This window comes from Thalassolituus sp. ST750PaO-4, from assembly GCF_020320405.1.
Classification (GTDB): domain Bacteria; phylum Pseudomonadota; class Gammaproteobacteria; order Pseudomonadales; family Oceanobacteraceae; genus Venatoribacter; species Venatoribacter alkanivorans.
Genome location: NZ_JABVCB010000005.1, coordinates 300129 through 326438 on the forward strand (window position 1 = coordinate 300129; position 26310 = coordinate 326438).

At 56.7% G+C, this 26310-nt stretch carries 29 protein-coding genes; 14 read left to right on the forward strand and 15 right to left on the reverse strand.

Annotated features, from left to right (window positions below; all coding sequences use genetic code 11):
* Nucleotides 1–10: 10 nt before the first annotated feature.
* Together HUF18_RS03795 and pyrE are read right to left on the reverse strand one after the other, a co-directional pair.
* Nucleotides 11–688, reverse strand: a complete 678-nt coding sequence (locus HUF18_RS03795; protein ID WP_225691201.1) for a hypothetical protein — start codon at nucleotides 686–688, stop codon at nucleotides 11–13.
* 42 nt (nucleotides 689–730) lie between these two features.
* Entirely contained in the window at nucleotides 731–1378 is a 648-nt protein-coding gene (pyrE, locus tag HUF18_RS03800; protein ID WP_145467570.1) for an orotate phosphoribosyltransferase, read from the reverse strand.
* Between the two features lie 162 nt (nucleotides 1379–1540).
* On the opposite strand from pyrE, the gene HUF18_RS03805 reads away from it, so the two are divergent.
* The gene (locus HUF18_RS03805) at nucleotides 1541–2314 is read left to right on the forward strand and encodes an exodeoxyribonuclease III (RefSeq protein WP_145467568.1); all 774 of its coding nucleotides are present in this window, start codon (nucleotides 1541–1543) and stop codon (nucleotides 2312–2314) included.
* A 77-nt stretch (nucleotides 2315–2391) separates the two neighbouring features.
* Here HUF18_RS03805 and rph read toward each other — a convergent pair whose 3' ends face one another.
* Entirely contained in the window at nucleotides 2392–3108 is a 717-nt protein-coding gene (rph, locus tag HUF18_RS03810) for a ribonuclease PH (RefSeq protein WP_145467566.1), read from the reverse strand.
* A 101-nt stretch (nucleotides 3109–3209) separates the two neighbouring features.
* Between rph and HUF18_RS03815 the strand changes: the two genes are divergently transcribed.
* The 5 genes from HUF18_RS03815 to HUF18_RS03835 all read left to right on the forward strand — a co-directional run bounded on the left by HUF18_RS03815 (nucleotide 3210) and on the right by HUF18_RS03835 (nucleotide 7583).
* A complete protein-coding gene (locus HUF18_RS03815) occupies nucleotides 3210–4073 on the forward strand; it encodes a YicC/YloC family endoribonuclease (RefSeq protein ID WP_225691202.1) in 864 nt (287 codons plus the stop codon).
* 37 nt (nucleotides 4074–4110) lie between these two features.
* Complete coding sequence (gene gmk, locus HUF18_RS03820) at nucleotides 4111–4725, forward strand: guanylate kinase (RefSeq protein ID WP_225691489.1); 615 nt, start codon at nucleotides 4111–4113, stop codon at nucleotides 4723–4725.
* A 93-nt stretch (nucleotides 4726–4818) separates the two neighbouring features.
* Nucleotides 4819–5049: a DNA-directed RNA polymerase subunit omega gene (rpoZ, locus tag HUF18_RS03825; protein ID WP_145467562.1), complete on the forward strand. Its 231-nt coding sequence runs from the start codon at nucleotides 4819–4821 to the stop codon at nucleotides 5047–5049.
* A 27-nt stretch (nucleotides 5050–5076) separates the two neighbouring features.
* A complete protein-coding gene (spoT, locus tag HUF18_RS03830; RefSeq protein WP_145467560.1) occupies nucleotides 5077–7191 on the forward strand; it encodes a bifunctional GTP diphosphokinase/guanosine-3',5'-bis pyrophosphate 3'-pyrophosphohydrolase in 2115 nt (704 codons plus the stop codon).
* 8 nt (nucleotides 7192–7199) lie between these two features.
* Entirely contained in the window at nucleotides 7200–7583 is a 384-nt protein-coding gene (locus HUF18_RS03835; RefSeq protein ID WP_145467558.1) for a RidA family protein, read from the forward strand.
* Between the two features lie 62 nt (nucleotides 7584–7645).
* On the opposite strand, the gene HUF18_RS03840 is transcribed toward HUF18_RS03835, so the two are convergent.
* Nucleotides 7646–8497 carry an SDR family oxidoreductase gene (locus HUF18_RS03840; RefSeq protein WP_225691203.1) on the reverse strand — a complete coding sequence of 284 codons (852 nt, stop codon included), beginning with the start codon at nucleotides 8495–8497 and terminating at the stop codon, nucleotides 7646–7648.
* 169 nt (nucleotides 8498–8666) lie between these two features.
* Between HUF18_RS03840 and HUF18_RS03845 the strand changes: the two genes are divergently transcribed.
* From HUF18_RS03845 to HUF18_RS03855, 3 genes are all read left to right on the forward strand, one after another.
* Nucleotides 8667–9566: a hydrogen peroxide-inducible genes activator gene (locus tag HUF18_RS03845; protein ID WP_145467553.1), complete on the forward strand. Its 900-nt coding sequence runs from the start codon at nucleotides 8667–8669 to the stop codon at nucleotides 9564–9566.
* Nucleotides 9567–9579: 13 nt separating this feature from the next.
* Entirely contained in the window at nucleotides 9580–11658 is a 2079-nt protein-coding gene (gene recG / locus HUF18_RS03850) for an ATP-dependent DNA helicase RecG (protein ID WP_225691204.1), read from the forward strand.
* A gap of 120 nt (nucleotides 11659–11778) precedes the next feature.
* Nucleotides 11779–13173, forward strand: a complete 1395-nt coding sequence (locus HUF18_RS03855; RefSeq protein ID WP_225691205.1) for an HDOD domain-containing protein — start codon at nucleotides 11779–11781, stop codon at nucleotides 13171–13173.
* A gap of 63 nt (nucleotides 13174–13236) precedes the next feature.
* On the opposite strand, the gene HUF18_RS03860 is transcribed toward HUF18_RS03855, so the two are convergent.
* The 7 genes from HUF18_RS03860 to HUF18_RS03890 all read right to left on the reverse strand — a co-directional run bounded on the left by HUF18_RS03860 (nucleotide 13237) and on the right by HUF18_RS03890 (nucleotide 18196).
* A complete protein-coding gene (locus HUF18_RS03860) occupies nucleotides 13237–14058 on the reverse strand; it encodes a hypothetical protein (protein ID WP_225691206.1) in 822 nt (273 codons plus the stop codon).
* Between the two features lie 2 nt (nucleotides 14059–14060).
* Nucleotides 14061–15356 (reverse strand): dicarboxylate/amino acid:cation symporter, encoded by a 1296-nt coding sequence (locus HUF18_RS03865; protein ID WP_225691207.1) that lies wholly within the window; start codon nucleotides 15354–15356, stop codon nucleotides 14061–14063.
* An 83-nt stretch (nucleotides 15357–15439) separates the two neighbouring features.
* Entirely contained in the window at nucleotides 15440–15811 is a 372-nt protein-coding gene (locus HUF18_RS03870; RefSeq protein ID WP_145467543.1) for an SCP2 sterol-binding domain-containing protein, read from the reverse strand.
* 35 nt (nucleotides 15812–15846) lie between these two features.
* Nucleotides 15847–16431 carry a DUF1415 domain-containing protein gene (locus tag HUF18_RS03875; RefSeq protein WP_342453559.1) on the reverse strand — a complete coding sequence of 195 codons (585 nt, stop codon included), beginning with the start codon at nucleotides 16429–16431 and terminating at the stop codon, nucleotides 15847–15849.
* Nucleotides 16428–16700 carry an HU family DNA-binding protein gene (locus tag HUF18_RS03880; protein WP_145467539.1) on the reverse strand — a complete coding sequence of 91 codons (273 nt, stop codon included), beginning with the start codon at nucleotides 16698–16700 and terminating at the stop codon, nucleotides 16428–16430. Before HUF18_RS03880 ends, HUF18_RS03875 begins: the two co-directional genes overlap by 4 nt.
* A gap of 94 nt (nucleotides 16701–16794) precedes the next feature.
* On the reverse strand, nucleotides 16795–17952 hold the full coding sequence (locus tag HUF18_RS03885; protein ID WP_225691208.1) for an FAD-dependent oxidoreductase: 1158 nt from the start codon (nucleotides 17950–17952) through the stop codon (nucleotides 16795–16797).
* A gap of 79 nt (nucleotides 17953–18031) precedes the next feature.
* Nucleotides 18032–18196 (reverse strand): rubredoxin, encoded by a 165-nt coding sequence (locus HUF18_RS03890; RefSeq protein ID WP_145467535.1) that lies wholly within the window; start codon nucleotides 18194–18196, stop codon nucleotides 18032–18034.
* 209 nt (nucleotides 18197–18405) lie between these two features.
* Between HUF18_RS03890 and HUF18_RS03895 the strand changes: the two genes are divergently transcribed.
* From HUF18_RS03895 to phoR, 4 genes are all read left to right on the forward strand, one after another.
* The gene (locus tag HUF18_RS03895; RefSeq protein ID WP_186435828.1) at nucleotides 18406–18972 is read left to right on the forward strand and encodes a chorismate--pyruvate lyase family protein; all 567 of its coding nucleotides are present in this window, start codon (nucleotides 18406–18408) and stop codon (nucleotides 18970–18972) included.
* Nucleotides 18973–19008: 36 nt separating this feature from the next.
* A complete protein-coding gene (ubiA, locus tag HUF18_RS03900; protein WP_225691209.1) occupies nucleotides 19009–19908 on the forward strand; it encodes a 4-hydroxybenzoate octaprenyltransferase in 900 nt (299 codons plus the stop codon).
* A 145-nt stretch (nucleotides 19909–20053) separates the two neighbouring features.
* Entirely contained in the window at nucleotides 20054–20752 is a 699-nt protein-coding gene (phoB, locus tag HUF18_RS03905) for a phosphate regulon transcriptional regulator PhoB (RefSeq protein ID WP_145467530.1), read from the forward strand.
* A 5-nt stretch (nucleotides 20753–20757) separates the two neighbouring features.
* Nucleotides 20758–22167 (forward strand): phosphate regulon sensor histidine kinase PhoR, encoded by a 1410-nt coding sequence (phoR, locus tag HUF18_RS03910; protein WP_145467528.1) that lies wholly within the window; start codon nucleotides 20758–20760, stop codon nucleotides 22165–22167.
* Here phoR and HUF18_RS03915 read toward each other — a convergent pair.
* Nucleotides 22104–23042: a response regulator gene (locus HUF18_RS03915; protein WP_145467526.1), complete on the reverse strand. Its 939-nt coding sequence runs from the start codon at nucleotides 23040–23042 to the stop codon at nucleotides 22104–22106. The genes phoR and HUF18_RS03915 overlap by 64 nt on opposite strands.
* Nucleotides 23014–23817, reverse strand: coding sequence for a sulfate transporter CysZ (gene cysZ, locus HUF18_RS03920; RefSeq protein ID WP_225691210.1), 804 nt, complete (start codon nucleotides 23815–23817; stop codon nucleotides 23014–23016). The genes HUF18_RS03915 and cysZ overlap by 29 nt, the downstream gene beginning before the upstream one ends.
* A gap of 118 nt (nucleotides 23818–23935) precedes the next feature.
* Here cysZ and trmH point away from each other — a divergent pair, with 118 nt between their 5' ends.
* Nucleotides 23936–24619, forward strand: a complete 684-nt coding sequence (gene trmH, locus HUF18_RS03925; protein WP_225691211.1) for a tRNA (guanosine(18)-2'-O)-methyltransferase TrmH — start codon at nucleotides 23936–23938, stop codon at nucleotides 24617–24619.
* Here trmH and HUF18_RS03930 read toward each other — a convergent pair.
* On the reverse strand, nucleotides 24583–25398 hold the full coding sequence (locus HUF18_RS03930) for a hypothetical protein (protein WP_225691212.1): 816 nt from the start codon (nucleotides 25396–25398) through the stop codon (nucleotides 24583–24585). The two genes, trmH and HUF18_RS03930, sit on opposite strands and share 37 nt — an antisense overlap.
* Nucleotides 25399–25930: 532 nt before the next feature.
* A complete protein-coding gene (locus HUF18_RS03935; protein ID WP_225691213.1) occupies nucleotides 25931–26251 on the reverse strand; it encodes a DUF3392 family protein in 321 nt (106 codons plus the stop codon).
* Nucleotides 26252–26310 lie beyond the last annotated feature (59 nt).

Here is a 26310-nt window from a genome sequence, read left to right on the forward strand (position 1 = left end):
CGGGATTTTTTTAATCTTTTTTGCCTTCCAGCTCGCGGTCGACTTTATCCAGATCGACATCATCATCCAGCGTACCGGCCGGGTAAACCTGCAGAATGCGCACACGCTCGTATTGCTCAGCAAAATCGCGGGTACTCTCTTTCATTTCCTGCTGACGCGCCTTGATGTTACCTTCGCTGTCACGGATACCATTCTGCAACTGCACAATTTCAAGGCGCATATCGGCAGGAACCTCCTGACCACGGCGCTCAATATTGGCTGCCTGCGCCTGAGATTTTTCCAGTTTCTGTTCCAGGTCAACAATGCGCCGGCGTTGCAGCTGAATGTAGGAGTCGATTTCATCGGCTTTGCGCTGCCGCGCACGTTCCACATCCGAAGGCTTGGCATACAGACGCAGTAAGTCGAGATCCAGCTTGCGCTGGGCAGTAATAGCATCCTGACGGGCTTTTTTGGCGGCCTCTGCCGCGCGGCGCTGTGCAAGCTCTTCCGCGGTCGGAGCCGGAGCAACGGTTTTCACCACCATGCCGCTGCTGTTCAGCACTTCGTAACCCAGATGACTGTACTCGGTGGGAATATGATCTTTAACCACCACACGGCCATCGACAGTGAAACGATACAGTTTGTTAGCAAAGCTTGGACCCGAGGCCAGTAAGCAAACAACGGCAAACAGCCCAACCAGTGGCTTCATTGTTACAACACTCCTTTTGGTGCGCTTTATACCCGCACTTTTTTACTCAACCCCGTAACGATCGCGGTAAGCACTGATAGCGGCGGCATACTGCGCCAGCTCTGGTTTTTCAGATACATAATCCAGCACCTGATTCAGACCCACGATGCTGATCACTTTCATGCCGAAGTCACGCTCAACTTCCTGAATGGCTGACAGCTCACCCTGACCTTTTTCCTGACGGTCCAGGGCAATCAGGGCAGCGGCCGGCGTTGCACCTTCTGCGGCGTTAATCATAGCCATGACTTCACGGATAGCCGTACCGGCGGTAATAACATCGTCTACGATAAGTACACGGCCGGTCAGCGGTGCGCCGACAAGGTTACCGCCTTCGCCGTGGGTTTTGGCTTCTTTACGATTAAAAACGTAAGGCATGTCTTTGTTGTAGTGGTCAGCCAGCGCCACCGACAGAGTCGCGGCCAGTGGAATACCCTTATAAGCCGGGCCAAAGACCACATCGTAGTCAACACCGGACGCTTCCAGTGCTGCCGCATAAAAACGTCCAAGCTTGGCCAGCGCGGCACCGCTGTTAAACAGGCCGGCATTAAAAAAATAAGGACTGACCCGGCCGGATTTCAGGGTAAATTCGCCAAATTTGAGTACACCCTGAGCGATGGCGAATTCGATAAATTCTTTCTGATACGTCTGCATACGAAACCTGAGATTCAACCGCCAGCACAGGCCGGCAAAATAGTTCGGACGGAAGGGAGAAATACCGGCAATGCGTGACCAGAAGCACAACATTCTCGCCCATATTTACCCGCTTTCCAAAGGATGCGGTATGATACACGCTTCACCAGTTGGGAACCATGTATGAGGATTATCAGTTTACACGTCAACGGCCTGAAACAAGCGGTCGAAAAAGGGCTGTATACCTGGCTGCAAACCGCGCAGGCTGATGTGGTTGCCATTCAGGGGTTACTGGCCAAGGAATACCAGCTGCCTGATTCCGTCGTGTATCCCGATGGTTACAACGCCTATTTCTTCGATGCCGAAGCCGACAACTATTCCGGCGTGGCCATCCTTACCCGTGAAGTGCCGAAAGCCATTATGACCGGTCTGGCATTCCCGCAGTGCGATATGCAGGGGCGCTTTATTCAGGCGGATTTCGATCATGTCAGCGTTGGCTCCATCCTGTTCCCGACGGTTGATGAGCACAACACCCTGGAAGATAAACTGGCCTTCCAGAAATCCTTCCTGGAGCATCTGAATAAAACCCGGCGCAAACGCCGCGAGTTTATTTTCTGCGGTAACTTTGAAGCGGCACATAAAACCGTTGATCTGGCCGACTGGCAGAGCAATCAGGACACACCGGGCTTCCTGCCGGAAGAACGCGCCTGGTTCGATCAGATGTTTGGCCCGGCCGGTTATGTCGATGCCTTCCGCGAAGCCAATTTCGGCGAGAACCAGTTTACCTGGTGGCCGGACGCCGAAAGCGCGCGCCGCAATCAGCACGGCTGGCGCAAGGATTATCAGATCTGTACACCGGGCATCCGTCAGTTTGTGGTGGAAGCCAAGCTCGATACCAACCTGCGCTTTGGTGATCACGCCGCGGTCATGGTGGAATACGAGTTCGACGAAGACTGACCGCAGGCAGATAACGGACAAATAAAAAAGGCGCCACCGGCGCCTTTTTTAGTACTGCAGACTGATCACTGCAACGATCAGCCAGCCAGCGCTTCCTTCTGTTTCGCGCTCAGCTCACCGATGGCTTTCTGTGCCAGTGCCAGCATGGCGTTCAGCTCATCCGGTGTGAAGGCTTCACCTTCGGCGGTGCCCTGAATCTCCACGAAACCACCGTTCTCGGTCATGATCACATTCAGATCGGTTTCCGCTGTGGAGTCTTCGGCGTAATCCAGATCCAGCACCGCTTCACCGTTGTAGATGCCCACAGAGACGGCCGCAATCATCTGCTTCAGCGGCTCACCTTTTACTTTGCCTTTGGCTTTAAGCCAGTTAATGGCATCGACCAGCGCTACACAGGCACCGGTAATCGAGGCGGTACGGGTGCCGCCGTCGGCCTGAATCACATCACAGTCGATGGTGATGGTGTTTTCGCCCAGCGCCGTCAGATCAATCGCGGCGCGCAGGCTGCGGCCGATCAGGCGGGAAATTTCCACGGTACGGCCCTGTTGTTTGCCTTTGGCCGCTTCTCGGATCATGCGCGAGCCGGTCGAACGCGGCAGCATGCCGTATTCCGCCGTCACCCAGCCCTGACCTTTGCCACGCAGAAACGGCGGCACGCTGGTTTCAACCGACGCGGTACAAATCACTTTGGTGTCACCGAATTCCACCAGTACAGAACCTTCGGCATGTTTGGTGAAATTGCGGGTAATGCGCACATCACGCAGCTGATCGGTTGTACGGCCACTGGGTCTCATAAGCGGAATCCTTGAATCTGATATTGAGTAAAGGCCGGCATTATAGCGGCAAAAAGCCCCAGCCCTTACAATGCAGGGGAATTTATTAACGCGAGAGACTTATGGTTTTCAGTATGACGGCCTTTGCCCGTGCCGGCAGCGAATGCCCGCAGGGACGTTTTACCTGGGAAATCCGCTCGGTGAACAGCCGCTACCTGGAACTGCACTTCCGCTTGCCGGATGCTTTCCGCGATCTGGAACCGGCCCTGCGCGAGCGCCTGAAAAAATCCCTCAGCCGCGGCAAAGTCGAATGCGCCCTGCGCTTTCAGCCGTTACAGGGCGAAAACAAACTCAGCGTTAACCACGAACTGGTACACGAGCTGAACCGTGCCGCCGATGAAGTACATGCCATCATCGGCCCCGGCAACGCCATGAATGTGCTCGAAGTGCTGGCCTGGCCCGGCGTAATCAGCAGTGCGGAAACCGACGGCAAAGCACTGCAACAGGCGGCACTGCAGGCGTTCGACGATTGCCTGCGCAACAGTTGCGATGCCCGGGCACGGGAAGGCGAAGAACTGGCCACACTAATCCGCCAGCGACTGGAAAAAATGCAGCAGATTGTTGCCAGCGTTGCTGCAGCGATGCCCCAGGCACTGGCCGCCCAGCGCCAGCAGCTGGAAGATAAAATCGCCGAGCTGAATATCAACTTCGACAGCAGCCGGCTGGAAACCGAAATGGTGTTACTGGCACAGAAAGCCGATGTCGCCGAAGAACTCGACCGCCTGAACACCCATATTCAGGAAGTCGGCCGTATTCTCAGCCAGGACGAACCCATCGGCCGCCGCCTCGATTTTATGATGCAGGAGCTGAATCGCGAGGCGAATACGCTATCCTCTAAATCACTGACTACCAGCATTACCCAGGCCGCCGTTGACCTGAAAGTGCTGATCGAACAAATGCGTGAGCAGGTACAGAACATTGAATAACCCAACCCCAACGTCCGGCCAGAACAGCGAGCTTCCTATGATTGGTACCCTGTTTATCTTCTCAGCTCCGTCCGGTGCCGGTAAAACCAGTCTGGTGAAAGCCCTGCTGCAATCCACCGGCTATATCGGCGTGTCCGTATCCCACACCACCCGCGCGCCGCGTCCGGGCGAAGTGGACGGCAAAGATTATCACTTTATCTCCGTGGCCGAATTTCAGGACATGGTCAGCCGTGGCGCCTTTCTTGAGCACGCTCAGGTGTTCGATAACTTCTACGGCACCTCACAGGAATGGGTCGAATCCGAGCTTTCCGCCGGTCGTGATGTAATTCTGGAAATCGACTGGCAGGGCGCGCAGCAGGTGCGTCACCTGATGCCGGATGCCGTCAGCGTATTTATTGCACCGCCGTCTATTGCGGCGTTGCGTGAACGCCTGCAGAAGCGTGGCCAGGACAGCGAAGACATTATCGAACGCCGCATGCGCGATGCGCGTAACGAGATGAGCCACTACGGTGAATACAACTATCTGATTATTAACGATAATTTTGAAAACACCGTCGAAGAACTGCGTGCCATCGTGATTGCCCGCCGCCATCGTCTGAGCGCCCAGCAGGTGCGCCACGAAGATGTGCTGCAGGAATTACTGAACGGCTGATCATGTCCGGAGCCCGCTGGCCTCTTCCCTTGCCGGCGGATTCCGCTACAATACCCGGTTCCACCGAATTCATCTGATTCCACAGGATATCCCATGGCACGCGTTACCGTAGAAGATTGCTTAACCAACGTTGATAACCGCTTTGAACTGGTCATGCTGGCCACCAAACGTGCCCGCCAGATCGCGGTACAGGGTGCCGAGCCACTGGTTGCGGAAGAAAACGACAAGCCAACCGTACTGGCTCTGCGTGAAATCGCTGAAAACCTGGTAACGCCAACCACCATGGCCGCCCAGGAAGAAGCCGCACGAGCGGAACAGTACTAAGCAGACCCAGCCTGAGGTTCTGCTTAAGTGCCCACCATTGACGCCTTATCGGAGCGGCTTTCCCACTATCTGAGCAACCCTCAGATTCAGCAGGTCAGCCGCGCCTATTACTACGCCGAACAAGCCCACGATGGCCAGCGCCGTCGCAGCGGCGAGCCTTACATCATCCATCCGTTAGCGGTCGCCAATATCCTGGCCGACATGCATCTCGACCATCAGAGCCTGATGGCCGCCATGCTGCACGATGTGATTGAAGACACCGGCGTACCCAAAACCGCTCTGGCAAAACAGTTCGGCGATGTGGTCACCGATCTGGTTGATGGTGTGTCCAAGCTCACCAATATTCACTTCGAAAGCAAAGAACACCAGCAGGCCGAAAACTTCCAGAAGATGGCCATGGCCATGGCCAAAGACATCCGCGTCATTCTGGTAAAACTCGCCGACCGCCTGCACAACCTGCGCACTCTGGGCTCGCTGAAGCCCGAAAAGCGCCGCCGCATCGCCAAAGAAACCCTCGATATCTACGCCCCTATCGCCAACCGCCTGGGTCTGAATAGTATCCGCGTGGAGATGGAAGAGCTGTGTTTCGAAGCCATGTATCCGATGCGTTCGGAGATGATCCGCAAAGCGGTAAAGGCAGCGCGCGGTCACCGTTCTGAGATTGTGAATAACATCGCCACCGCCGTGCGCAACCGCCTGACCGAGGTGGGTATCAGCGCCCGGGTGGTTGGCCGTGAAAAGCATCTGTTCAGCATTTACAGCAAGATGCGTGATCAGCGTAAATCGCTGACCGATATTATGGATGTCTACGGTTTCCGCATCATCGCCGACTCCGTCGATTCCTGTTACCGCATCCTCGGCGCCATGCACAGTCTGTATAAGCCGATTCCGGGGCGCTTCAAAGACTATATCGCCATTCCCAAAACCAACGGTTACCAGTCGCTACACACCACGCTGATCGGTATCGGTGGTGTGCCGATTGAAATCCAGATCCGCACCGAAGAAATGGAAGCCATGGCCAACCATGGTATTGCCGCCCACTGGCTGTATAAATCGGAAAGCGATCAGGCCAGCGGCACCCAGCGTGCACGGCAGTGGGTGCAGAACCTGCTCGAGCTGCAGAAAAACGCCGGCAGCCCGCTGGAGTTTGTTGAGCACGTTAAAGTCGATCTGTTCCCGGATGAGATTTACGTGTTCACGCCAAAAGGCAAAATTCTCGAATTACCGTCCGGTTCCACCGCCATCGATTTTGCTTACGCGGTGCATACCGATGTGGGCAACCACTGCATCGCCTGCCGTATTAACCGTCAGCTGGCGCCGCTGAGTGCGCGTCTGCAGAACGGTCAGACCGTGCAGATTGTGACCGCACCGGGCGGCCAGCCGAATCCGGCCTGGCTCAACTTTGTGGTCACCGGCAAGGCGCGCTCCAATATCCGTAATTACCTCAAGAGCCAGCGCCGCTCCGAATCGGTGGCACTGGGTGAGCGTCTGCTGAATAAAGCGCTGAATGCGCTGGGTAAAACGCTGGAAGATATCGACCAGCAGCATATTGATCTGGTGCTGCGTGAAACCGGCCTCGATGAACTCGGCGACCTGCTCGAAGATATTGGTGCCGGTAACCGTATGGCGCCGCTGCTGGCGCGCCGCCTGCTGGTTGCCAACAAAGAATCCGACATCGATCTGGAATCGGTTGAACAATCACCGCTGGCGATTAAAGGCACCGAAGGCCTGGTAGTGAATTTCGCCAAGTGCTGCAGCCCGATTCCCGGCGACCCGATTATTGGTTACGTCAGTTCCGGCCGTGGTCTGGTGATTCATACCGAAAGCTGTAAAAACGTCGAAGAATTCCGCGATAACCCGGAAAAATGCGTCATTCTCAGCTGGGACAAAGACATCGACAGCGAATTTACCGTCGACCTTAAAGTCTATCTGGAAAACCGCCGCGGCATCGTCGCCGAACTGGCAAGCGCCATTACCCAGGCGGAAGCCAATATCGAAAAAATCAGTGTGGAAGAGCGCGATGCCCGCCTCAGCGTTACCCATCTGAGTCTCAGCGTGCACGGCCGTAAACATCTGGCCCGCGCGATCCGCCGCCTGCGCAATATCCGCGGCGTAAATAAAATTGTCCGCAGTAAAAATTAAGGATTGTTATGAGCCGCGAAATCATCGCTACAGAAAAAGCCCCGGCCGCTATAGGCACCTATTCCCAGGCTGTTAAAGTCGGAAAAACCGTTTACCTGTCCGGGCAGATTCCGCTGGTACCGGAAACCATGGAAATGGTTGAAGGCGATATTGAAGCGCGCATTCATCAGGTATTTAAAAACCTGAGCGCAGTATGTGAAGCCGCCGGCGGTTCTCTGCAGCAGATTGCCAAGCTGAATATTTTCCTGACCGATCTGGGCAACTTCGCCACCGTTAATAAAGTGATGGCAGAATACTTTGAGCAGCCATACCCGGCCCGCGCTGCGGTCGGCGTGGCACAGCTGCCACGCGATGCCGGCGTGGAAATGGACGGCGTACTGGAACTCGACTGAGTTTCTTTGCTGCATAAAAAAAGCGCTCACCGAGCGCTTTTTTTATGGCCGTTAACCGCAGGCTAAATCAGCCCCATCTCGGTCAGCAGCTGGTCATAGCCTTCACGATAATTGCTGAATTTAAAATCGTAACCCAGCTCACGCAGACGCTTATTAGAGCAGCGACGGTTAGCACGGCGTGAGGCTTCCGGCACATCGTGATCCGGTTCCACATCACCGATACGGTCTTTCATCCATTCCAGCACATCAAACAGCGTGGCTGGTTCATCGTCGGTGGCCAGATAAATATCATCCAGCGGTTTATCCGTCAGCGCCCGTTCAATCAGCAACTGCAATACGCCCAGGCAATCATCACGGTGAATACGGTTGGTCCACACCGGTGGTTCCGGATCACAGTGGCTGCCCTGCCGTGCCTGCTCAATCATGCGGGTGCGGCCGGGACCATAAATGCCGGTAAAGCGCACAACAGTACCAGGCAGTTTATCGTTCAGCAGCGCCTGTTCTGCGGCCAGCATTTCTTTACCGGCGAAGCTGCCGGGTTTGGTTTCACTGGTTTCATCGACCCATTCGGCGTTCATCTGGTGATAAACACTGGAACTGGAAACAAAGAACGCACGTTTCAGCTTCTGGCCTTTCAGAGCCCGCAGCACATTACGCAATCCTTTGTAGTAATAATCGTGGTAGCCCTCTTTCGAGAACACCGGAGAAGCCACGCTGTAAACCAGGATATCCAGATCCTCAGGTAACTCCTGCAGCGTTTCTGAGTCCGCCACATCGGCCTGAATCAGGCCAATACCGTCACCGATTGGTTTATCGGAGCGGCGGACACCCCATACCTGATGCCCGTCAGCATGCAGCCGCTGAGCCAGATTACCGCCAATATCTCCTGCCCCCACAATCAGAATCCGAGCCATGTAATTCTCCTCTTGCGCTCAGTCTGGTGCAGCCCTCTGGGCCGCGCATTCATTGTTATTTTAGCCAAGTGACAGCATTCAGCCCCCACGGGCTTTATTCACCCGGATTTAATAGGTAAGCTAAATCAATTTTCCGGCACCCATACAAGGTAACAATTAAGGAACCCTTATGACGCTGACCGAACTCAAGTACATCGTGACTCTTGCCCAGGAACGTCATTTTGGCCGGGCGGCGGAAAAGTGCTTTGTCAGCCAGCCGACGCTGAGCGTAGCGATAAAAAAACTGGAAAGCGAGTTAGACATTGCGATATTTGAACGCAGCAAAAGCTCGGTTACCGTTACGCCGCTCGGTGAGCGCATCGTTACCCAGGCGCAAAGGGTGCTGGAAGAAGCCCGCACCATCCGCGAACTGGCCAGTGCCGGCAAGGATCAGCTCAGCACACCGCTGAAGCTTGGCGCTATTTTCACCATCGGGCCTTACCTGTTTCCGCATCTGGTGCCGCAGATTCACCAGCAGGCGCCAACCATGCCGCTGTATCTGGAAGAGAACTACACCGGCGTACTGCGCCGCCAGCTGCGTGACGGTGAACTGGATGCCATCATCGTCGCCCTGCCCTTTACCGAAGCCGATGTGCTGACCCGGCCGCTGTACGACGAAAACTTCGTCGTGGTGCTGCCGAAAAACCACCCCTGGTGCAAACAGAAAAGCATTGAAGCCGAACAACTGGCCGATGAAGATCTGCTGATGCTGGGCGAAGGCCACTGCTTCCGTGATCAGGTATTCGAACACTGCCCGGCGCTGGCGCGTAAGCATCACACCCGCCTCGGCAGCGTGCTCGAAGGCAGCTCACTGGAAACCCTGAAGCATATGGTCGCCACCGGGCTCGGCATTACCGTACTGCCGGAGTCGGCAGTCAGTAATCTCGACCAGAATCTCGTTACCACGCGTCCGTTCAAGGCTCCGGCACCGTTCCGTACCGTGGCACTGGCCTGGCGTGCCAGCTTCCCGCGCGGTCAGGCTATCGACCTGTTGCTGAGCACCGCCCGTCAGTGCCGTCTGGAACCCTGAGGGCAGGTAACGCGTGGCAAAACTCAGCCAGATCACCGAGCTGAAAGGCGTCGGCCCGAAACTGGCCGAACAGCTGCATAAACTACAGATCCGCAGTCTGGCGGATCTGTTTTTCCACCTGCCTTTCCGCTACGAAGACCGCAGCCAGATCACCCCGATCGGCGCCCTGCAACCGATGCGCCCGGCGGTGATTCAGGGCGAAGTGCGCGGCGCCACCGTGTTGTTTGGCAAACGCCGCAGTCTGCTGGTGAAACTGCAGGACCACAGCGGCGTGATCAGCCTGCGCTTTTACCATTTCAGCGCCGCGCAGAAAAATCAGTTCAGCACCGGCACCACGATCCGCTGCTACGGCGAACCGCGCCGTGGCGCCAGCGGGCTGGAGCTGTATCACCCCGAATACACCCGGCTGGAAGAAGGCCTCGATTTACCGTTGGAGCCGAGCCTGACGCCGGTTTACCCGGCCACCGATGGCATCAGCCAGCAGCGCCTGCGTTTGCTGCATGAGCAGGCGCTGGAGCTGCTGAAAGCCGATCAGGTCGATCTGACCGATCTGCTGCCCGCCGCCTGGCTACAACAGTGGCGCCTGCCAACGCTGAAAGACGCGCTGCTGTTTCTGCATACGCCACCACGGGAAACCAATCTGGCATTGCTCGAAAGCGGCCAGCACCCGGCGCAGAAACGCCTGATACTGGAAGAACTCCTCGCCCACCAGCTGTCCTTGCATAAGCTGCGCGCACAGGTTCAGGCCGACGAAGCTCCGGCCATCCACAGCGATAAAACCCTGCAGCGGGCGTTACTGCAGCAGCTGCCCTTTACCCCGACCGGCGCCCAGCAACGGGTGGTGAGCGAAATCGAACAGGATCTGACCCAGCCTTACCCTATGCTGCGCCTGGTGCAGGGCGATGTCGGCTCCGGCAAAACCCTGGTTGCCGCCCTCGCGGCCTGTGATCTGCTGCAGGCCGGTTTTCAGGTGGCGCTGATGGCACCGACCGAAATTCTCGCCGAACAGCACCTCAACAACCTGTCAGGCTGGTTTGAACCTCTGGGCATCAGGCTTGGCTGGCTGGCCGGCAAGGTCAAAGGCAAGGCGCGCGAGCGCTCGCTGGCGGAGATTGCCAGTGGTGAAGCGCAACTGGTGGTCGGTACCCACGCGCTGTTTCAGGACGATGTGCACTTCGCCCGGCTGGGGCTGATTATCATCGACGAGCAGCACCGCTTTGGCGTGCATCAGCGCCTGTCGTTGCGGGAAAAAGGGGTGGCGCAAAAGTTATCGCCACACCAGCTGATCATGACCGCCACACCGATTCCGCGCACACTGGCGATGAGCGCTTACGCCGATCTGGACACCTCGGTGATCGACGAACTGCCTCCCGGCCGCAGCCCGATTACCACCGTCGCTATCGGCGAGCAGCGCCGCCCGGAAGTGATTGAACGGGTCAATGGTGCCTGTGCGGAAGGTGCGCAGGCTTACTGGGTCTGCACCCTGATTGAAGAGAGCGAGGCATTGCAGTGTCAGGCGGCGGAGAACACCGCACAGGAACTGGCCGAAGCCTTACCGCATCTGCGTATCGGCCTGGTACACGGGCGCATGAAAGCTGCCGAGAAAGCCGACATCATGGCGCGCTTTAAAGCCCATGAGCTGGATCTGCTGGTTGCCACCACGGTGATCGAGGTTGGCGTCGATGTGCCCAACGCCAGCCTGATGATTATCGAAAACCCCGAACGCCTGGGTCTGGCACAGCTGCACCAGTTGCGCGGCCGGGTCGGGCGGGGCAGCGCCAAGAGTCACTGCGTACTGCTGTATAAAGCACCGCTGTCGTTCACCAGCAAACAGCGTCTGCAGGTGATGCGCGACAGCCAGGACGGTTTCTATATTGCCGAACAGGATCTGCAGATCCGCGGCCCCGGCGAGCTGCTGGGTACACGCCAGACCGGCTTGCAGATGCTGCGCGTCGCCGATCTGCAGCGCGATGGCGATCTTCTGCCACAGGTACGCGATATGGCCCAGCAACTGTGGACGCTGCACCCGCACACGGTCGAACCCCTGATTCAGCGCTGGCTGGGCGACGCCGAACGTTTCGCCAACGTCTGATTTCTCGGCTTTTACCACTGGTCGGAATCATGACCTCAATCACGCTCTCTGCCGCAGCAGATGCAGAAGGCTGGTCTATAGTTATCTCCACCCCTAAACGATCAGCAAACGGATTTCACCATGGCCATCCCTGCCACCGTAATGAAAGTACTGGACGACTGGCACATTGATTACAGCCTGACCGACGACGAGGAGCTGTTCCACCTTATGCAAAGCAATCCACCGGCCTCCTACTCTGCCAAAGTTGCCAATGTCGTCTTCCTTAAGGACGACCTGGGCAAGGTGCAGGTTGTGATCCCCGGCAACCGCATGCTCGACCTGAATCAGCTGGCACATCAGCTCGGCCGGCAATTTACCGCGCTGTCCGCCACCGAGCTGGAACGCCTGAAAAAACAGCACGGTCTGGATGAGTTTCCGGCCCTGCCACAGGTCACCAAGCTGGAGAGTCTGGTCGATGATTCCCTGTTACTGCAGAACGAGCTGTTTATCGTCTCAGGAGCCGGGCACGAGTGGCTGAAGGTGCCGATGGAGCAATTCCGCAACCTCACCACCAGCTCGCGCATCGGCAGCTATACCGCACCGCTGATGACCGACATTCACTACAACGATCCGCAGCAGGATCTGGAAGATGTGCATGCCGCCATCCGCCAGTTCACTCCGCTGCGTATCAAACAACGTCTGGCCGAAACCCTCGACCTGCCGCCGCTGCCGGAAACCGCACGGCGCATTATCGAACTGCGGGTTGATCCCAATGCCGATACCACCTCACTGGCGCAAGCAGTTGAGCTTGACCCGGGCATGTCGGCACAGGTGGTAAGCTGGGCGCGTTCGCCTTACTACGGCGTGCGCGGCGAGATCAAAACCGTGGAAGAAGCGGTGATCCGCGTGCTGGGCTTCGATCTGGTCATCAATCTGGCGCTGGGTCTGGCACTGGGCCGCACCCTGTCAGTCCCTAAAGAGGGCCCGCATGGCTATGCTCCTTTCTGGCAGCAGGCGGTGGTAACTGCCGCACTGTGCGGCGAGCTGGCCAAACTGATGCCCGCCCGTCATCGTCCCAGTCAGGGGCTGGCGTACCTGTGCGGCCTGCTGCATAACTTTGGATTCCTGATTCTGGGCCATGTATTTCCGCCACAGTTTTCACTGGTTAACCGCCATATCGAAGCTAACCCGCATATCAACCGCTTCTACGTTGAGCGTCATTTGCTGGGTCTGACCCGGGAACAGATTTCCGCCTGTCTGCTGCAGCAATGGCGTATGCCGGAAGAACTGGTGACCGCCATGCGTCAGCAGCACAACCCTTACTACGAGGGCGAGCACGCCGACTATGCCCGCCTGCTGTATGTTGCGACCCGCAGCCTGCGTCGCCACGGTTTTGGTGACGGCCCGTTCGAGCAGCCGGAAGACTTCCTGCTGGATACCTTATTCCTGCGCGCAGACAGCGTGGATGAGGTAACGGTGAATCTGCTGGAACGCATGGACGATCTGAGCGAGATGGTGCAGATGCTGAATCACTGAGTGCCCGTTTCCGGGTATAAAAAAAGCCGCAGTTGCGGCTTTTTTTATACCCGGAAACAGGCGTTACCCAGCCTGCCCGCTCAGGCTTTGTTTCACACCCGCCAGCCACTGCTGCAGTACCGGCTCACGGTAGGCCTGAGCCAATCGCTGCAGTTCGTCATTCGGGGTGGTGCGGTGAACGTAGAGCAGAAACTCCGTCACGTCGCGCTGCAGACCGGCCTGCCAGTTTTCCGGTGGCTGCCAGTCGCGCAGCACCGCCTGCAGTTGCGGATACACACTGCTGCGGGTAACGCTGAGCAAGGCCGAGAACTGCATGGCTTCGTCCAGCTGTTTAATCAGCGCTACCCGTGCAGGTGCTGGCGGCTGCTGACGCAGACGGCTGATATAGTCCTGATAGTTACGGCTGTTCTGATCAGCAATGGCACTGAGTTCTTTGTTACGCGCGTTCTGCAGACGACGGCTGTTAAGGGTGCTCTGTAATAACTCGCGCTGCTGATCATCGAGAGAGGCCAGCGCACTGGCCAGGGTATTCTGCAGAGCATCCGGCGCCCACAGCGGCGTCAGCCGGTCGACGACATCGTACTGAAAACCGAGCGGCGCCTGGGTTTCATTCAGAACCTGCTGTGCCAGATTACGTGCCTGTTCCCCCAGTCCCTGCAGACCAGAAGCGCCGATAATGGCTTCGAGCTGTTGCTGCGCCTGTTCGGCGGCCTGTTGCCTTGCCAGCTCCTCAGCACTCAGCTGAGCACCCGCTTCAGCATTGCTTGCCACCGGCATGGAGATGGCACTAATACCCCGCTCCGCATTAATACCGCCCTGCTCCGCACTGATTGCCGGCATCGCTATCGTGCTGGCCAGCAGCACTGCCAGCATAGAACGCTGCATCTTCAATTCTGTTCTCCCGCTTTGGGGTTGTTGTAAGTGTCATGGTCAAGCGCCCCTTCACTGCGCGCCACCACCACCGAAACCATAGCATCGCCGGTAACATTCACGGCGGTGCGCATCATATCGAGAATCCGGTCAACGCCGATAATCAGCGCGATCCCTTCGACCGGTAATTGTACCTGTTCCAGCACCAGCGCCAGAGTAACAAGGCCAACCCCGGGCACACCGGCGGTACCGATTGAGGCCAGCATGGCGGTCAGTACCACCAGCAGATACTGGCTCAGAGTCAGATCAATACCATAGGCCTGGGCAATAAAGGCTGTCGCCACGCCCTGCATAATCGCCGTGCCATCCATATTGATGGTTGCCCCCAGCGGGACGGAGAACGCCGCCACACGATTCTGAACCCCGAGACGCTGCTCAACCGCACGCAGGGTAACGGGTACCGTAGCCGTACTGGAGGCGGTGCTGAAGGCAAATAACTGCACATTGCGCATTTTACGCAGAAAAACTCTCGGTGACAGACCAGACAGTCCTTTCAGCAATAAGGGGTAAACCACAAAGCCATGCAATAACAACACGCTGGTGACGGTCAGCATATAGAGCGCCAGATCACCGACCTTACCAATCCCCTGTTCGGCAAACAGGGTAAACAGCAAACAGAACACACCGTAGGGCGCGAAGCTCATCAGCAGGGTTACCAGCTTCATCAGCACTTCGTTCCAGTCGTTGAAATGGCTGCCAATGCGCTCACCGTATTCACCGGCCCGGCCAATGGCCACACCGATCAGCAGGGCAAAAACAATCACCTGCAGCATGGTACCTTCGGCCATCGCCTGCACCGGATTGCTGGGGAAAATATTGGCCAGCACGTCGATCAGCGCCATCGGCTGCGGCGGCACATAATCGCCCCCGGTGTTCTTATCGACACCGGCACCGGGTTGCCACCAACCAGCCAGCAGCAGCGCCAGCGAAATCGCCAGACCGGTTGTCGCCAGATAGAGCACGATGGTTTTCAGACTCAGGCGACCGAGAGAGCCCTGATCGCGCAGATGGCAGACACCACAGACCAGCGATACAAACACCAGCGGCACCACCAGCACTTTCAGGCTGGCAATAAAGATTTTGCCGCCCAGCAGAAACAGCCCATGGGTAAGAAAATCATCAAGGAAGTAGTGCAGATACCCCTGCCACACAGGGTCACTCAGCAGGTCAGGAATCAGCAGCAAACGCTGGGTCAGACTGCCCAGCAGAATGGCAGCGGTCATGGCTATCAGAATCTGACGAGTAAGGCTCATACGGATATCCTATTGGCCGGGCCGCCGCGACCGGAGCCGGACGGTAAAGCAAAACCGCGGACGGTGCCGCGGTTTTTATGTTGTTATTTTTTTTTCGGTTTCAGGTATTTGCTCACACCCTGGAACCACATGACCAGTGACAGATCACCGGCAATTTTAATGTCTTTATCCTGAATGCCTTTCATAAAAGCATTTTTGTCTTTCGACGTCAGGATACGCAGGCCAGTATCAGCGTTTTTGAAGCTGATGGTAAAGGCCGGATTTTTATGCGCCTTACGCTTGCTGCGTACGCTGTTGTCGGCAACGACATAGTGACGGACGATACCGCCATCTTCGGTCTGCAGCTGAAACGCAAAATCTTTGCCTTCCAGTTGCTTACGGAAATCAGGATTTTTACGCGCCGCTTTTTTCATCAGCAGGCCCAGGGCCCACAGCAGCAGTTGGAACTTGATCATGACACGTCCTCGGAATGGTAGAGAAAAAGAGTCTCTCAGGATTCCGCATGTTCGGTGATGTCGCCTGCATCCTGAAAGAGGCGCGATTGTGCCAGAGCCGGCATACATTGCAAAAGACCTTCTTTGCCTAAGCGGCGCATATGCTGGCGATTACGCTCAGGAATACGTTCCGGACGGCTGACACTGGCCAGCGCCTGCTCAATATCCGCCTCGCGGATAATATGCAGCATCGGGTAGGGGGAGCGGTTGGTAAAGTGGCTCATATCGTCTTCATTCTCACCTTCAAACAGGTAATGCGGATGAAAACTGGCCAGTTGCAGTACGCCTTCATAACCCATCTGAGCCAGCAGATTGTCGCAGATCAGCAGCCAGTTCCAATACAGGTCAAAGTCGTCAAAGCAGGAAGGTACAACGAATAACGCAGTGGGTAATTCCGCCGCATCGGCCTCGGCAACCTCACGCAGCAGTTCCATAAACTGCAGGGTGGCCTGCTCCGGGTCGGAGCTGTCACAGACATCGATACGCAGGGAATCAAAAACAGGAGCGGCAAAGGGGCAGAGCCCCTCGCCGATAACCAGCTGCTTAACCCATTCCCGGGTCAGCAGCTTTGCAGTGCTTATTGCACGGCCTCTTTCAGACCTTTACCAGGCTTGAATGCCGGTACTTTGGCTGCAGCGATGGTGATTGGAGCACCAGTCTGAGGGTTTTTACCCTGACGTTCAGCGCGCTGACGCACTTCGAAAGTACCGAAACCGATCAGGCTGACAGAGTCGCCTTCACTCAACGCTTTAGCAATCTGATCGGTGATCACGGTGATCACTTCTGCTGCTTTTTCTTTGCTCAGATCTGCTTTTTCAGCGATGGCCGCAGCCAGTTCTGGTTTACGCATGGATGATTATCCTTATTGGGCTGTAGTGGTCCCCGATTCCCCGGGGAGAACGTTATCCCCTGCCAATAGCAGGGGAGCGTGAAGTAACGAGAGGTCAGGGCAGAATAGCCGGCAGCTCTTTGTTGAGTGCTACTTTATTCATAACCCTGGCTCCGGTCAAAGCATAGCCGAGCAATTCGCCGTTTTCGTTGCGGAACTCGGCCTGAACGTCGGCTCCGTCACACTCTGTCTGCCACATGCCGGAAACGCCCGGTGCCGGTGGCGAAACCACCACAGGCACGACCGGGGTTTTCACCGTGACCGGCATCACGCCATAGCTCACATCCGTTGCTTCGCCGGCCAGGGTTTTGGCCAGCGCACGGGCGGATGCCATCAGCGGCAGCACATACAGCAGCACACGGCCTTCGACCTCGGCACAGTCGCCCAGCGCGTAGATATCCGCTTCGCTGGTCTGCAGCTGACGGTTAACCACGATACCGTGATTCACCTGCAGGCCGGCTTTAATGGCCAGATCCAGACGCGGACGCAGACCAATAGCAGACACCACAACGTCGGTTTTCAGGGTTTCACCGTTGCTCAGGGTCGCGCTCAGCTCATCGCCATCGTGCACGATACGGCTGACCAGCGGGCCAAGATGGAAGCGCACACCCATGCCTTCCAGACCTTGCTGAACGGCATTGGCGGCTTCCGTTGGCAACAGTGACGGCAGCAGCTGCTCACATGGCGCAACCACGTCGATATCAAAACCACCGTTGGCCATATCGTTGGCGTATTCACAGCCAATCAGGCCGGCACCCATGATCAATACGCGCTTTTTGCCATCGGCAGCGGCACGGAAACGGGCGTAATCTTCGAGATCGTTGATGGAGTAAATACGATCACCGGCATCACCTTCCACCCGCGGACGGATCACTTCCGCACCCCAGGCCAGCACCAGTTTGCTGTATTCAACCGGCTCTTCGCCGATAAACACCTTATGCGCCGCCGCATCGATATGGGTAACGCGGGTATTAGGGCGGATAACAATATTCAGCTGTTCGGCCATCGCCGCCGCACTGGCCATCGCCAGCTCATCGGCGGTTTTGTTCTTGCCGAAGCCTGTGGATAACATCGGCTTGGAGTAATTACGCCCGTCGTCGGCGGTAATCATCAGAATATTCTGCTGCGGCGCCAGCTTACGCAGTTCTTTGACCAGGTTATAACCGGCCAGCCCGGTTCCGATCACTACAATCGGGGCAGTATTCTCATTCATAGACTTTTATCCGGATGGAGACAGGTGAGAAAAGGACAGGAAGTGCGGAAGCACTTCCCGGATATTGAGCGGGGAGGTATCAGATTTCTACCATCTCGAAGTCTTCTTTACCGACACCGCAATCAGGACAAATAAAGTCTGCGGGTACGTCTTCCCAGCGGGTTCCCGGTGCCAGACCTTCTTCCGGAGCGCCCAGCTCTTCATCATAAATCCATCCGCAAACAACACATTGCCACTTTTTCATACTATTACCTTAAAAAATACCGATTTTCAGAAAGGCGCTAAAACTACTCAGCCGCCGGGGGAAAATCAACGGTCAATTCCGGGCATTTGCCAGCCGCGCTTGGCCAGCCAGGCCCGCCCGGACTTGCCTGACGCCCCGATTTAGCGCATCCTGCGCGCCTGAAATGATCCCCGGTTTACCGGATGTCTGCGTCTCCACCGAGCCCGTTCATGAAGGCATTGTCCTCCCTGCATACGCCGGCGATTCCGTCTCTGGCACCTGTGCTGCATCCATCTGCTCCGTCATGGTCCAGCCGTAACCGGCGCCGGGCGTTCTCTCTACCACCCGTCTGGCGCGACTGGTTGTTGAACGAACAATCGCTGACGGCACGCCTCAGCGCCCTGCGCCCGGGCACCTTCAATGTACAGGTACTGGCGCAGTATTACGGCGAACCGACTACGGTCGAGCGTCAGGCCCTGAAACTGTATGGCAATCAGCGGTTATGGATCAGGGAAGTGATTTTGCATCTCGGCGATGTGCCTCTGGTGTACGCCCGCACGGCGGTTCCCCTGAGCACCCTGACCGGCAGCGAACGGCGCCTGCAGGCACTGGGCTCGCGTTCACTGGGCAGTTATCTGTTCAGCCAGCCGTCGCTGCGCCGCACGCCACTGCAGGTCAGCCACTGCAAAGCCAATGCACTGGGGTTAGAATGGTCACGGCGTTCGGTATTTACCCTGCACGGTAAGCCACTCATGGTGTCGGAAGCGTTTTCCCGGCGCCTGACCGAATTTCTCTGAAGGGCAGACCGGCCCCCGGCAAGAAGAAGAACTGTTATGTCCGCATTAACCCAACTGCTTGATCGTCACTGGCCATCCCGCTGGGCACGCTGGCAGGACTGGATTTCCATTACCCGTCTCGACCGCCCGATCGGTTCTTACCTGCTGCTCGGACCAACGCTGTGGGCTTTATGGATTGCCGCAGCTGGCGTACCCGACCTGAATCTGTTGCTGATTTTCACCGCCGGTGTGTTTCTGATGCGCTCCGCTGGCTGCATCATCAATGACTTTGCCGACCGCAAAGTCGACGGCCATGTTAAACGCACCGCTGACCGGCCGCTGGCCACCGGCCGCATGACCAGCAAACAGGCGCTGACCGGCTTCGCTGTGCTGATTTTACTGGCCTTCCTGCTGGTGCTGCTGACCAATACCTTCACCATTATGCTGTCGTTTGCCGCCCTTGGGCTGGCGTCGCTCTACCCTTTTATGAAGCGTTACACCCACCTGCCGCAGGTGTTTCTTGGTGCCGCTTATTCCTGCGCCATTCCGATGGCCTTCGCCGCGCAGAGCAACGACATTCCGGCCGTTGCCTGGCTGCTGTATATCGCCAACCTGTGCTGGACCGTGGCTTACGACACTATGTATGCCATGGTCGACCGCGATGACGACCTGAAGATCGGCATCAAATCCACCGCGGTGCTGTTCGCCGAACTGGATCTGGCGATGATTGCTCTGCTGCAGGGCATGACACTGTTCTGCCTGCTGGCTGCAGGTAACCAGCTGGCGCTGAGCTGGCCGTTTTATGTTGGTCTGCTGTGCGGAGCGCTATTTTTTGCTTCGCAGTTATGGCAGATCCGCTCACGCGGCCGCGAAGTCTGTTTTGCGGCTTTCCGCCAGAGTTACTGGTTTGGCCTGATTATCTGGGCCGGCCTCGCAGGCCATTACCTGCTCGCCTGAAGCGCGTTCTCCGAGCACCTCCGCACAGAATGTGCAGAAAGTTCCGCCAATCAGTCGTTACTGAGTCAGTTGTCACATCCCTGTAACATTGCACCAGTGTAATACCAGCGCAATACGGGATTGTGACACTTGCGTGACGACAACTATGACTAAAGCAGGCAAGACGGTATTAATCGTCGATGATGAAGCGCCAATCCGCGAGATGATCGCGGTCGCCCTGGAAATGGCAGGCTACGAGTGTATGGAAGCCGCCAGCGTTCAGGAGGCCCATGCTCATATCGTCGATAATAAACCAGATATGATTTTGCTCGACTGGATGCTGCCCGGCACCAGCGGCGTGGAGTTTGCGCGCCGTCTGAAACGGGATGATCTGACCGCCGAGCTGCCAATTATTATGCTCACAGCCAAAGGCGAAGAAGACAACAAAGTACAGGGGCTGGAAGCCGGTGCGGATGATTACATCACCAAACCCTTCTCCCCGCGTGAACTGGTTGCACGCCTGAAAGCCGTGCTGCGCCGCGCCACACCACAGGGTATTGAAGAGCCTATCGACGTCGGTGGCCTGATGCTGGACCCGGTCTGCCACCGCGTGACCTCACACAGCAGCCCGATTGATATCGGCCCGACCGAATACCGTCTGCTGCAGTTCTTTATGACCCATCAGGAGCGTGCTTATTCTCGCGCTCAGCTGCTGGATCAGGTGTGGGGAGGCAATGTGTATGTCGAGGAGCGTACTGTTGATGTACATATCCGCCGCCTGCGCAAAGCATTGGGAGAAACCCACGAGCATCTGATTCAGACCGTTCGCGGCACCGGCTACCGCTTCTCGACCAAAGCGTCCTGAAACCGATGAGCCCGGTCTGGCGCAGGGAATTGCGCCGCCTGTGCTATCTGCTGCTGCTCGCACTAAGTATCGGCTTCAGCTTTCACCAACCTGGTACAGCGTTAGCACTGGCACTGGCTGGTTATACCGCCTGGCAATGGCTGCAACTGTCGCGCCTGCAGCACTGGTTGCAACAGGGCCAGAGCACACCGCTGCCACGCACCGTCGGCGTCTGGGGCGCGGTTTTCAGCGAAACCCAGAGGCTGCAACAACGCAGCAGCAAGCATCAGCAGAAACTGCAGGCCATCATCAACCGCATTCAGGATTCCACTGCCGCCCTGCAGGATGCCGTACTGATGGTCGACAGCCACGGCAATCTGGAATGGTGGAATCATGCCGCCAGCAAATTTCTCGGACTGCGGGCGCCGGTCGATGTCGGCCAGCCCATTACCAACCTGATCCGCAACCCGGCTTTTAACGACTACTTTAATCACGGCGAGTATGACGAGCCGCTGGAGATAAAGTCACCGGTTAACAGCCGCATTCATCTGCAATTCAACATTACCCAGTTTGGCCGTAAAGACCGGCTGCTGGTCGTACATGACATTACCCGTCTGAAGCAACTGGAGCAGATGCGCAAAGACTTTGTTGCCAACGTCAGCCACGAATTACGTACGCCACTGACCGTGGTATCCGGTTACGTCGAAACCATGGCCAGTGTCAGCGATCAGCTGCCGCCACGCTGGGGACGTATGCTGGCGCAGATGAGCGAGCAGAGCGCGCGTATGGAAGCGTTAATCAAAGATCTGCTGATGCTGTCACGGCTGGAAACCACCCAGCAGGAACAGCCACAGGCGGTGGCGATTGAACCGCTGCTGGCCAGCATTGCCGCTGATGCCCGGGCACTGAGTCACGAGCGCGGCCACGACATCCGTCTCAGCATCGACTGCCCGGCACAGTTACTGGGCTACGCCGACGAGCTGCGCAGCGCTTTCTCTAATCTGGTGTTCAACGCGGTAAAATACACGCCGGATGGCGGCAAAGTGGAGTTAAGCTGGTACTGCAACGATGACGGCGCTTTTTTTGCGGTGCGCGATAATGGCAGCGGCATTGAGGCGCATCATTTACCACGCCTGACCGAACGTTTTTATCGCGCGGACCCAAGCCGCAACAAAGCCACCGGCGGTACCGGACTGGGCCTGGCCATCGTCAAACATGTGCTGTTACGCCATGAAGGGGAGTTGCTGATCGAAAGCGAACCGGGCAAAGGCAGCTGTTTTACCTGCCATTTCAAACCGCAGAAGCTGGTTGGCTGTATGCCTGAACATAAAAAAGCGGGCACCGAAGTAAACCCGGTGGAAGCGCTGACTGCTCAGCGCACCTTAGCGATAAAACGTGACAGCGTTGCCAGCTTTTCCGGGTCGTCATCAACGTAGCGGATCAGCATCTGAATGGTCTGTGCATCAGGATGGGGTTCCTGTGCCTGCATCATGCGTACATAACCGTTAATACGGGCGACATCGCCGCTGTCCTGATCAACAATATCCAGCACGACCTGCTCCAGCAAAGCCGGTAACGGCCCCTCGCGACGGAAGACGCCGATCAGCTCCTGCAGGCTGATATCTTTAATTACCAGCTTGGCGCTGCCACCCGAGCCAAAACGCACGCTGGCCAGGCCGCGGGCCTTGGCGGCACTTTTGCGGGCCGGAGCGGCCTGCTCACCCATTAATACGGATGCGCCGCCCAGGTCAGCAGCAGCAACGGTTTTCGGTTCAGCCATGGCTTTAGGCGTTGCGCCCATCAGCACGGATGCGCCGCCCAGATCTCCGCCGGCCACCTTGGCTGCTCCGCCAACGCTGGCAGCGCCCAGCACATCAGCAGAACCATTGCCGGCAGCCGTTTTACTCTCGCCCTGATTGGGGCGGATTTTCAGATGTTTGTAGACCAGTTTGGCCAGCTTACCCACGAAATTTTCGCGCGTGAAAGGCTTGCCGATATATTCCGAGACGCCCGCCTCCACTGCTTTCAGCACGTGATCGCGTTCGCCACGGCTGGTGATCATCATAAAAGGGACTTTTTTGTAGCGCTCATCGGCCCGCATCCACTGCAAAACCTCAATGCCTGAAACTTCCGGCATTTCCCAGTCGCACAACACCAGATTGATGCTCTTGCCATTCATGATGCTGATGGCCTTACGGCCATCGACAGCTTCATGTAATTCGCAGCCCGGGTAAGTGTCACGGACTGCTTTTTTTACCAGATCGCGGATAAATGCTGCGTCATCAACGACCAGAATGTTCAGTGCTGCCATCGGCTAACCTTTGCCTGTGGGTATCCCCTTCAGCATAGCCGAATCCGCCGACATTGCCCGGCTGCCCCAACCGCTCAAGACGCAGGCGGGTTGCACCGATCACCGCCGCCGGCATAACAAACCAGTTCACCAGCGGAATCATCATCAGAAAGGCCACCACCGCGCCAAAACTCAGCACGGTGAGGTTGTCGCCAGCCATCGCTTTACGCATCTCGGCAAAACTGCGGCCATGGTTATCAAAGGAATAATCGATGTACTGCAGCGCCACCACCCAGCTGCCGAACCAGAACCACAGTAACGGGCTGGCCAGATTCAGGCCGGGAATAAAACTCAGCACCAGCAACAGCAGGTAACGCGGCAACAGATAACCAAGCTTGGTCAGCTCGCGGCCAAAGGTGCGGCGGATCATCTTCAGCACAGGCTCTTCCGGCAGCACGATACCCGCACGGCGTTCGACCTGTTCGCTCAGCAAACCATTAAGGGGACTGCCCAGCGTTACCAGCAGGGTACTGAAGAAATACGCCATCACCAGCAGCATGGTCAGCAGTGCCAGTGGCATCAGTAACCAGTACAACCATTCCAGCCAGCCCGGCAGCCAGGCCACCAGGGATTCAATCCAGCCATTCAGCTTGCTTCCGCCCCACCAGCTGGCGGCACTCATCACGACGATATTCAGCAGTAATGGCAAAGCAACAAAGCGGCGCAGGCCCGGCTCGCGTAACGAGAGGAAGCCCTGCCATAAGTAATGCCAGCCAAGAAATGGGTTGCCGTTCATAGATAGCTCCGTGCATCAATCCGGGCGCTTTTATACAATGCATCCCTTTGAATAACCACCCAACAACCCGTGCTGCTGACAGTTAAAAGCGGCCAATCTGAACCGGAGAACCGTGCCCGTGACGCCGCAACGTCTGGAGAGAATTCATCAAACCCTGAGCCTGCGCCAACCCGATTTAACCGTACTGACCGACGAAGTGCATAAAGACCGCAACCTGTCGGCCATCGTCCGTACCTGCGATGCCTTTGCTGTGCCCGAAGTCCACTGTGTCTGGCCCGGAGATCAGTACCGCCTGCGCCGCAACCAGACCGCCGGAGCGGGCACCTGGGTTGATGTACAAACCCACCCTTCTATTGATACCGCCATAGAACACCTGCAGGAGCAGGGCTTTACCGTCTGCGCCGCCCACTTCAGCGACCGCGCAGTCGACTTCCGCGATTATGATTTCACCCGCCCAACCGCACTGATGCTCGGTAATGAGAAAGAAGGTATCAGTGCCCAGGCCGCCGAGCTGGCCGACGAGCATCTGATCATCCCGATGCAGGGCATGGTGCAATCCTTTAACGTATCGGTTGCTGCAGCGATCATTCTCAGTGAGGCCCAACGCCAGCGTGAGGCCGCCGGGTTGTTTGACGAAAACCGCCTGGATGAAGAAACCTACCAGCGCTTACTGTTTGAATGGTGCCAGCCCACCATTACCAAACTCTGCCACAAATATAAGCTGCCTTACCCGGAGCTGGGAGAGGACGGAGAACTGGTGGACCCTCAGGGATTTTCTGCTCTGGTCAACGGCCGCAGCTGATATTCCCAGCTCAGGTCACGGTTATTGAACCGCATCTGTGCCAAAGGAATGCGCTGATAGCGGAAATCCTGCTGCCAGAACTGCAACAGGCCCTGTTCAAAGCGGCGCGGAATCTGTGCACCCAGTAAAACCACGCGCAACGCTTTCGGTGGCAGCCGCAACAGCCACTGGCGCTGCTGACCAACCTGAATGGATTTATCCACAGACGCCAGTGCGCAGATAAGGCGCTGCTCCGCCAGAGGCGCCTGAGCCGCCGGGTCACAGCACAGACTATCGGGCAGCCGTGACGCTCTTGATGTCTGATAACTGACGGGCTGAAACTGCGCATCCGGCCACTGTTGGGGATCAATCCCTAACCAGATACCGTGAAAACCACCCGTCTGCTGCCAGGCTAACGGACAATAGGGGTCGCTGAAAAAACGTTGCAGCAACCAGTCCTCAGGCTTGCCGATATCCTCTTCTGCCCGCGCTTTACGCTGTGCAACCAATGCTGCTTCTATATCTGCACGCTTGCTCTCCGCCTGACGCAGAAAATCATCGCGGCTGATCAGGCTGCGCAGGTTATCCGGCAGGCGTTCGTATTCGGCATGCATATGTGTCAGATAATCTTCCGCAGCAATGCGTAGCGGCGCTGCCTGAGCAGGAGGCGGCAATAACCAGGGCAGTCCACTGGCGGTTGCCGGTAATAATGGAATAAATCCACGCTTCAGCAGTGGAATGGCCTCTTCTCCTAAAGGCAGATAAACCAATTCCGGCGGCAGACTGAGGGTATTACTCATAAAAACGCATGACTCCTGAAGAACCGTCGACAGATAAACGCCCGCCCCTTTGTGCGATATATCTCACAAGACAGTGCGACATCTGGGTAAAAAGCACTGGATGCGATGGAAGAAACGCCACAGAAAAAATGTAAGACATTGATTTATAAGAATTTTATAAAAACACGCTATCTCTGATTAACCACAGTATAGAAAACCTGGGCTATCCCAGAAGGTCGATTCTGCTATCTTTAATTCCACAAGGACGAACGCACTGCCGGGATGGCAGTGATCAGGAAGATAGCGCTAAGGATTGCAGTCACGGATAGAGTAGTCGGCGAAGGATCGCTGGTCAGGGATGAGCAACCGCGAAGGATAGCGGCAAGGATGAACGAAGACTAGGACGCCAGGATGGTGCTAGGGTGCTGTGGCGGTCAGGACAGGATGTCCTGACCGCCCGATTTTTTTGGGGCACGCGAAATTTTTGCTGTACCCACTTCACTCCCTCAATCCCCGGCAACAGCCCAATCGCAGACTTCTTCTGCATTATTAGTCAGCGGCTGTGATAACGCTCTGCCAGTAAACCAACACCGACAAAAGCCCCCACTACCACACTCAGAAACATCCCCGATGACAGCGTGCGTAAATAGCTGTCGAGTACCGGCGTCAGCCACACCGACAAGGCACCATAGCCAAACGTACACAACGCAATAAAGACCCCGACACGCACCCAGATAGGATGTGGACGCACTAACCGGCGTACCAGATCGTTAATCGTATCGCCAAAAATAACCAACAGGGTTGCTACCAGCGCCAGCGCTATATCATCGGTATGTGGCCGGACATGGCTGGCGAGGGTCTGAATCAGGGTCATGCAGGTTCTCCGTCAGGTGAATAAATCTGTCCGCTGAAAGCAAAGCAGACAGGCATCAC

What these genes read in the sequence shown, in the direction of transcription:
- HUF18_RS03795 (WP_225691201.1), bottom strand. Translation starts at nt 688, where the DNA reads ATGAAGCCACTGGTTGGGCTGTTTGCCGTTGTTTGCTTACTGGCCTCG.
- pyrE (WP_145467570.1), bottom strand. Translation starts at nt 1,378, where the DNA reads ATGCAGACGTATCAGAAAGAATTTATCGAATTCGCCATCGCTCAGGGT.
- HUF18_RS03805 (WP_145467568.1), top strand. Translation starts at nt 1,541, where the DNA reads ATGAGGATTATCAGTTTACACGTCAACGGCCTGAAACAAGCGGTCGAA.
- rph (WP_145467566.1), bottom strand. Translation starts at nt 3,108, where the DNA reads ATGAGACCCAGTGGCCGTACAACCGATCAGCTGCGTGATGTGCGCATT.
- HUF18_RS03815 (WP_225691202.1), top strand. Translation starts at nt 3,210, where the DNA reads ATGGTTTTCAGTATGACGGCCTTTGCCCGTGCCGGCAGCGAATGCCCG.
- gmk (WP_225691489.1), top strand. Translation starts at nt 4,111, where the DNA reads ATGATTGGTACCCTGTTTATCTTCTCAGCTCCGTCCGGTGCCGGTAAA.
- rpoZ (WP_145467562.1), top strand. Translation starts at nt 4,819, where the DNA reads ATGGCACGCGTTACCGTAGAAGATTGCTTAACCAACGTTGATAACCGC.
- HUF18_RS03835 (WP_145467558.1), top strand. Translation starts at nt 7,200, where the DNA reads ATGAGCCGCGAAATCATCGCTACAGAAAAAGCCCCGGCCGCTATAGGC.
- HUF18_RS03840 (WP_225691203.1), bottom strand. Translation starts at nt 8,497, where the DNA reads ATGGCTCGGATTCTGATTGTGGGGGCAGGAGATATTGGCGGTAATCTG.
- HUF18_RS03845 (WP_145467553.1), top strand. Translation starts at nt 8,667, where the DNA reads ATGACGCTGACCGAACTCAAGTACATCGTGACTCTTGCCCAGGAACGT.
- HUF18_RS03855 (WP_225691205.1), top strand. Translation starts at nt 11,779, where the DNA reads ATGGCCATCCCTGCCACCGTAATGAAAGTACTGGACGACTGGCACATT.
- HUF18_RS03860 (WP_225691206.1), bottom strand. Translation starts at nt 14,058, where the DNA reads ATGCAGCGTTCTATGCTGGCAGTGCTGCTGGCCAGCACGATAGCGATG.
- HUF18_RS03865 (WP_225691207.1), bottom strand. Translation starts at nt 15,356, where the DNA reads ATGAGCCTTACTCGTCAGATTCTGATAGCCATGACCGCTGCCATTCTG.
- HUF18_RS03870 (WP_145467543.1), bottom strand. Translation starts at nt 15,811, where the DNA reads ATGATCAAGTTCCAACTGCTGCTGTGGGCCCTGGGCCTGCTGATGAAA.
- HUF18_RS03880 (WP_145467539.1), bottom strand. Translation starts at nt 16,700, where the DNA reads ATGCGTAAACCAGAACTGGCTGCGGCCATCGCTGAAAAAGCAGATCTG.
- HUF18_RS03885 (WP_225691208.1), bottom strand. Translation starts at nt 17,952, where the DNA reads ATGAATGAGAATACTGCCCCGATTGTAGTGATCGGAACCGGGCTGGCC.
- HUF18_RS03890 (WP_145467535.1), bottom strand. Translation starts at nt 18,196, where the DNA reads ATGAAAAAGTGGCAATGTGTTGTTTGCGGATGGATTTATGATGAAGAG.
- HUF18_RS03895 (WP_186435828.1), top strand. Translation starts at nt 18,406, where the DNA reads ATGAAGGCATTGTCCTCCCTGCATACGCCGGCGATTCCGTCTCTGGCA.
- ubiA (WP_225691209.1), top strand. Translation starts at nt 19,009, where the DNA reads ATGTCCGCATTAACCCAACTGCTTGATCGTCACTGGCCATCCCGCTGG.
- phoB (WP_145467530.1), top strand. Translation starts at nt 20,054, where the DNA reads ATGACTAAAGCAGGCAAGACGGTATTAATCGTCGATGATGAAGCGCCA.
- phoR (WP_145467528.1), top strand. Translation starts at nt 20,758, where the DNA reads ATGAGCCCGGTCTGGCGCAGGGAATTGCGCCGCCTGTGCTATCTGCTG.
- HUF18_RS03915 (WP_145467526.1), bottom strand. Translation starts at nt 23,042, where the DNA reads ATGGCAGCACTGAACATTCTGGTCGTTGATGACGCAGCATTTATCCGC.
- cysZ (WP_225691210.1), bottom strand. Translation starts at nt 23,817, where the DNA reads ATGAACGGCAACCCATTTCTTGGCTGGCATTACTTATGGCAGGGCTTC.
- HUF18_RS03930 (WP_225691212.1), bottom strand. Translation starts at nt 25,398, where the DNA reads ATGAGTAATACCCTCAGTCTGCCGCCGGAATTGGTTTATCTGCCTTTA.
- HUF18_RS03935 (WP_225691213.1), bottom strand. Translation starts at nt 26,251, where the DNA reads ATGACCCTGATTCAGACCCTCGCCAGCCATGTCCGGCCACATACCGAT.